The 5,934-nt window shown below is 25.4% G+C and carries 4 protein-coding genes; 3 read left to right on the top strand and 1 reads right to left on the bottom strand.

All coding sequences use genetic code 11. The features are described from left to right. Positions 1–133: 133 nt before the first annotated feature. Positions 134–721 carry a peptidoglycan-binding domain-containing protein gene (locus tag IC219_RS21005; protein ID WP_227437642.1) on the top strand — a complete coding sequence of 196 codons (588 nt, stop codon included), beginning with the start codon at positions 134–136 and terminating at the stop codon, positions 719–721. Positions 722–2,632: 1,911 nt separating this feature from the next. Here IC219_RS21005 and IC219_RS21000 read toward each other — a convergent pair. After that, entirely contained in the window at positions 2,633–3,676 is a 1,044-nt protein-coding gene (locus IC219_RS21000) for a hypothetical protein (protein WP_227832018.1), read from the bottom strand. Positions 3,677–4,524: 848 nt separating this feature from the next. On the opposite strand from IC219_RS21000, the gene IC219_RS20995 reads away from it, so the two are divergent. Both IC219_RS20995 and IC219_RS20990 read left to right on the top strand, forming a co-directional pair. After that, positions 4,525–4,893, top strand: coding sequence for a BlaI/MecI/CopY family transcriptional regulator (locus IC219_RS20995; protein ID WP_227437638.1), 369 nt, complete (start codon positions 4,525–4,527; stop codon positions 4,891–4,893). Positions 4,894–4,907: 14 nt separating this feature from the next. Beyond that, positions 4,908–5,894 carry a M56 family metallopeptidase gene (locus tag IC219_RS20990; RefSeq protein WP_227437639.1) on the top strand — a complete coding sequence of 329 codons (987 nt, stop codon included), beginning with the start codon at positions 4,908–4,910 and terminating at the stop codon, positions 5,892–5,894. The last annotated feature ends 40 nt before the right edge of the window (positions 5,895–5,934 follow it).

Raw genomic sequence — 5,934 nt, 5'->3', positions numbered from 1 at the left:
TCTATTTCTTATAAATCACCAGACCGTTCAATATATAAAAAATTTCCACTGAAAGACTCAGTTTACAAAATTCATGTTGATGTTTAAACTATTCCACAATGGAATAATTAAATAATATTCAAGGAGGGTTTTTATGTTAAAAAAAGTTAAAAAAATATTAATAGTGCTATGTTGTTTATTTGCATTAACAAGTGGTATTGTATTCGCAGATACTGAAACAAATTCCACTTATACAGAAACAGACAAGCCATTATGGACAATTCATATTGAAGGTTATACCTTTACTTATGATAATGCTCCAAAACAAATCAAAGAAGAATATAAGGCTAAATGTGAAGAAATGGGTATAACTCCATCACCTAAAGCTGAAATATTTATACCAGTTGATGAAATGCAAAGCTATGGATTAAAAAATTATAAAGGTAGTCAAGATGGTTTTGACATATTTTTTTATGGTACATATTTTAAAGTAACTGGTGCAAAAAATTATACTGTTAAAACATCAACTCTAGTAGGATATAATAAAATAGAAAGTGGTAATCCTGTACATCTAGTACAAATATTACTTAAAGCCTGTGGTTATTCTATAGGCGTTGATAGTCAATTTGGAAATGAAACATATACAAGAGTCAGAAGTTTCCAATCAAGTAATGGTTTAGGTGTAGATGGTATTGTTGGGGCAAGAACTTGGGAAAGATTAGCTTATGTTGCACATTTATAAATAATATCATAATTATTAATTTACATATAAAAATTAAGTCACCTGTTATAAGGTGACTTTTTTAAGCTGCCTATTTTTTCATTAATAAAACTCTGTGAAATTTAGCATAATAAAATGTTTAAATAATAATAAGGAGTGATTCTATGAATTTAAAAAATTATATAAACATTGTATTAGGCATAGCTCTAATTGCATTAATACTCATGTTTCTAAAGTATGTATATATGAATCAATCACTTAACATGTCTATACCTTTACATATAATACTTATTTTTTGTTTCATAATTTTAACTATTAATACTTTAAAAAATCATAATTTTTACTTTACTGCAATTAACCTATGTGGAGCAATTTCACTAATAATAAGTTTAATAAAAATAATATATTAAAAACATTCTAATTTAACTTACTAAATCTAAAATTTTAAAAATAATATTTCATTACATATAAAAAAGCTTATTGTTTAAATACAGTAAGCTTTTTTCATGTTAAAAGTATTCAGCTTCCAAATTTTAGATGTAATAAAATAATAATTTTTTAGTTTTTTCATAAAACCTATCTCATTTCAGTTAAGATAAAATAAATATTTTAATTACATATCTTTACAGTTCAGAATATATATTTAAGGCTCTGTGCGACTCTCTAAGCCCTTACAGCTTTATTTTTGTACTTCAACATTTATTTATTTTTACAAGCACTTATTTGTTTGTTTTGTAAAGTCATTTTTTTAAAAAAGAGCATAAGGAGTTTTTGACCCCATATTACATAAATTTCATTTATTTCATGAACATGGAAAACTAGGCAAAGCCTAGTAAAACTCTTTGGTTAAAATCAAAATACTATCTATTTTATAGGTCATTTTTTTGGGGTCATAAAATCACTCAAAAATACACATTTAGACCACTATCAGACCACCAAAAACACATATTTTCTAATATAAAATTTCCTCTATCTTTTAACAATATATAATCCTTAGCGAAACTCACCAAAACGATTGTTACACCAGTTTAGTATCTAGTTTTAACTAGTTATTACTTTAAATACTAATTACATATGTTACATAACATTATAACCTAACGGTTACTTACGCCTTCAACCTACGGTTTTCAGTTGTTACTAACGCATTCTAAATATGCCAAGTCAGAAGGAACTTGTCATATTTAGAATTTTGTTATACATGTTTTTAAATCTTATTGATTATTTATTCTTTTAATGCAAACCTAAAGGCTTTGTAATTGGACGCAGTTACCCACGAACTACTGTCCGTGGTTACTTTCCATATCATTCAAACCCAATAGGATTGGTGTGTTACGACCACACAACGTTGGACTGATACAAGTAAATACTCTACTTCGTGATTTAACACAGTCTACCAACACCCCGACAATAGACAGTATATTTGAGTATTTCCACTAAGTGTTGCCACCCCTAGCTTTTATTGTTTGTGGCATCTAGTCGCCACTCTCACCCCTTTAATATGGTATCAGACATATTTATATGGTGTTGAAACTCAATCCAAGTGTTTAGTCGGCTACCCCTGTACTCTGTCGAGCCATTCGGTTTGCTCTAAGTCAAACACACTTCCTTATAAAACTTTTTGCATCTCTGCATTAAAAAAGCCTTGTCCAACTATCTTGAACAAAGCTTGTAATTATCTTTTATCGTTATTATCTTGATTTTTTGACTTGCATCTCTTATAATTTATGTATATCAAGAATGATAACATCTATATTTTATATACTCTATGTTCTTCCAAAACATTTAGTATGTAACTTATAGTAAAAGATTACTATTTACTTAACTATTCGTTGTAGTTGGTATTAACTCATATGAAGTCTGCAAACTTCATAGAGATAGTAGTCTTTTTTTATATTCAATTTTTTTAATATAAGTTAATTATAATTCTAGTTATCAGAATTTACTAGCATTTTCCATTAAATTTTCTATTTTTTTGTCTAGCAGTTTGATTGGACTCTGTAATTTGTTTATTTTGTAAATCGTAGGAATGAGTGCAGGGGCTATGTTTAGAAACTCTAACATCTTGAAATATTTCTTTAATTCTTCTTTGCTATACTTTTTCTTTTTAGCATATCTTAGTTCTAAGTATTGCAATAGCTTCTTTTTACTATTAGTCTTTAATTTATTTGTTTCTTGTACTATTTTTTTAGTTTCAAAATAATCATAGAAATCTAGTCTAGTGCTACAGATGAAACGTTTATACTTAGTTAAAACTATATCTCTACATAAAAATATGTCATTGAAGTAAGTTCTAAAGTCTTTACCATACTTAACCTCTAATCTTAAAGTATTTTCTGCTAGTTTTAAATCATTTTCAGATATATTAATTCTATTGCCTCTAGCTTCATTTGCTTTTACCCTTAGATTGTATAATTGGTCTAGCTTATTATAAAAATTTAGTGTATATGTTTTATTTCTATTGCTCTTAAAATTATGCTTTGACTTTATATATACACTTGTATTTTTAGCAAGTTTATTAGTGTCTACATAGTTCACATATCTTTTATCTTGCCTGTCTTTTATTACTTGATTAAATAATTCTATATATAAATTTGCATTTACATTGTAAACATTAAAATTTACTTCAATACTAGAAACATTAAAATCTAATATATCTACATCAGCATTAAACAACTCTTTAAGCTTACTATTAGCTTTATCTCTTATTTCTTCTCTTTGTAGGTATACATCATCTAAGTTATATACATGATTTGAGTCTTTCAATAGCATTATCAGCCTACCATATAAGTATATCTTTTTAGACTTTATTGCATATAAAAACCTAATTCCATTTAAATAATAACTATAGGATGTAATTTCTTTTTTTATTTCTCCTGTTTGATAGTCTACATATTCACTATAGTTCTTCTTTAGTTTTAAACTAAATATACTACAATCTAACTCTATTTTTTTATACAAATTTACTCTATCTATCATCCCTCTCCCCCTCTTAACGAAATTAGATTATAACCTAACAATTAATACTATATTTATAGCTTAAAAACATAATTGTAAAATCAAAAAATTAAAGTTATAAGTCATATATTAAGGGGTACTTAACTTGTTATATTTCTATGCTTTTTACATGATGTGGAAGTGAAAGCACTAAGACAAAATAAATCTTACACTTGTTCTACATTTCCTACATACACCCCCCTTGTTTTAAATCCTGTTTATTAAGCTATTAAATATACTATCTAAAATATAATTTACATACAAATAACTCTATAAATATAGAACATTTGTACGTATTACTATAGCTATTTTTACATGCAGACGAAAATTTTTTTTTCATGGAAATAGATGCCTTTTTTTATGATAATTCATGTCAATTAATAATTATTTTTATAAATTTCAGTAACCTTTTTTACAAAACGACAATTCTTCATGCAAAACCTATGCAAACTAGTAATTTCAATACTTACAAGACTTTTTTACATGTCAGTAAAAAAGGACATAAAAGATTTTATTTTATGCCATTTTTTTATAAAATATAGGTATTGCAATATTTTTATACACTTTCATATTATTTATTTTAGTCATTTTGTCAGTTGTAGGTCAGTAAATATTACTTTTTTTTATTTTTATGCTTGTTTTTACTCAATCACAAATACATATATTTTTTAATAAACTAAAAATATTTAAACCTTGTATTCTACCTATGTAGAGAACTTTTAAACATTTTATTCTATGCTTGTAGAATAAAATGTTTATACTAATTTGACTCTTGCACTCTATTTTTATAGAATGAAAGTAAAATTAAAAAAGCACTGGGGGAATTAATTATGTTAAAAAAAATACCACCTTCTGAATTGAAGATAATGAAGCTATTTTGGCAATCTGACAAGGTATTGACATCACAGGACATAGTTTCTATAATGAGTCATGAGTGGAAGCAGACCACAACACTTACACTCTTATCAAGATTAGTAAAAAGAAATTTTTTATCTGCTAAAAAGCATTCAACGTATACAACATATACTGTTTTGGTTGACAAGGAAAGCTACTTACAATATGAAACTTTTGATTTTTTAAAAAATATACATAATGAATCTGTAACAAGCTTACTTCAATCAATGAGTAAAAAAGAATTTAGCAAAGAAGAAATAAAAACATTTAAAAACTTTATTAAAGATATGCAAAATAAAAAATAAAATGGGTAGATTATATGGTTAATTTAATTTTACAGACTCTAATTCGTTCAACAATCATAAGCAGTTTAATTATTTGTATTTTGATAATTTTGAATTTGACTTTACTTAAAGGTTTTAGTAAAAGACTTAATTATTATATTTGGCTAATTGCTATAGCTAAATTAGTTATACCTTTTACATACACATATACAACAAATAAATTAGACACTAAAAGTTTACTTGATAATTCAAATATAGATAACTTTCCAATCAATGAAAATATTATTATATTTATTTGGAGTGCTATTGCATTATTACTTTTTATCAGAATAATTAAAAGATATTTGAAATTTAAAAGCCTAATAGTTGATTTATCATATGATATTGAAGAAATAGAAGTAAAAAATCTTTATGGTGATTTATTAAATGAATTTAAAATAAAAGGAAATATAAAACTAAAATACACTTATGAAGTTGCAAATCCTTCTTGTTTTGGATTATTTGAAAAATATATTCTTTTACCTCCACATGATTATTCTTTAGAAGAATTAAACTGGATTTTAAGACATGAATTGACTCATTATAAAAGCAAAGATTTATATATTAGATACTTAATCTTATTTTTAAAATGTGTTTATTGGTTCAATCCACTTGTATATCTATTAGATAGAGTTGTAGAAAATATTTGTGAAATGCACTGTGATGAAACAGTTTTAAAGGATTATGGTCTTGAAGATAGACAAAGTTATGCTATGACTGTTGTAAACTCAATCGAAAGAAATACAAATATACATAATGAATTTTCTACTGGTTTATATAGAATTAAAGGGTTTGAAAAAAGATTACATAATATGTTTATTACCAAAAACAGAAAAGGCATAATAATAGCTTTAATATTATGTTTGTTGTCTTCTCTCACATATTTAACTTTTGACTCTATTTCTTATAAATCACCAGACCGTTCAATATATAAAAAATTTCCACTGAAAGACTCAGTTTACAAAATTCATGTTGATGTTTAAACTATTCCACAATGGAATAATTAAATAATATTCAAGGAGG

The organism is Clostridioides sp. ES-W-0018-02, assembly GCF_020658175.1.
Classification (GTDB): domain Bacteria; phylum Bacillota; class Clostridia; order Peptostreptococcales; family Peptostreptococcaceae; genus Clostridioides.
The sequence above is the reverse complement of the archived record's forward strand: the minus strand, read 5'-3'. Positions and strand labels throughout refer to the sequence as shown.

Excerpts from the sequence above, each read along its gene's own strand:
- IC219_RS21000 (WP_227832018.1), bottom strand. The coding sequence starts at position 3,676 with ATGATAGATAGAGTAAATTTGTATAAAAAAATAGAGTTAGATTGTAGT.
- IC219_RS21005 (WP_227437642.1), top strand. The coding sequence starts at position 134 with ATGTTAAAAAAAGTTAAAAAAATATTAATAGTGCTATGTTGTTTATTT.
- IC219_RS20990 (WP_227437639.1), top strand. The coding sequence starts at position 4,908 with ATGGTTAATTTAATTTTACAGACTCTAATTCGTTCAACAATCATAAGC.
- IC219_RS20995 (WP_227437638.1), top strand. The coding sequence starts at position 4,525 with ATGTTAAAAAAAATACCACCTTCTGAATTGAAGATAATGAAGCTATTT.